1 protein-coding gene is annotated in these 390 nt (G+C 61.5%); it reads left to right on the top strand.

The annotated features are described in order from the left end of the window. Positions 1-94 precede the first annotated feature (94 nt). Positions 95-390: hypothetical protein (locus EOA33_RS39640; protein ID WP_210212676.1), on the top strand; the 296-nt coding region annotated here is incomplete at its 3' end.

The following is a 390-nucleotide window of genomic DNA, read 5'->3' as shown; positions in this document are numbered from 1 at the left end:
AGCAGCCTCTGTCGGTCGGTTCACCGAGCGGGCCGAAGCGCTTTCCAAAGAGCAGGGCGAAAGGACCGACAAGCTTTCGGATACCGTCTTGAGGATGGCGGCGCATCAGAAGCTCCTCCTGGAGAAGCTTGAGAAGCAGGCAGAACAAAACGCCGGTACGACGAACCTCCTATCGCGCATCCTCGATCGCGATCGTGGGCCTGCCCCCCCCGAAATCCCTCATGTCGCGCCGGTGCCCGCCAGTCAACCTTCTGCCGAGACATCCATCTTCATGCCCATTTCCGAGGTAGCTGCCCAGGGTCGGCAACCAGCCGCCGAGGCAACGTTCCAAGACAACGGGACTGATTCCGGGCCGCATCAGGCTAAGGCCCCTGAACCGGTCGTGGAAAA

Source organism: Mesorhizobium sp. M4A.F.Ca.ET.050.02.1.1 (assembly GCF_003997725.1).
GTDB lineage: Bacteria > Pseudomonadota > Alphaproteobacteria > Rhizobiales > Rhizobiaceae > Mesorhizobium.
Note: the sequence above shows the minus strand (reverse complement) of the source record. Positions and strands in the feature narration are given on the sequence as shown.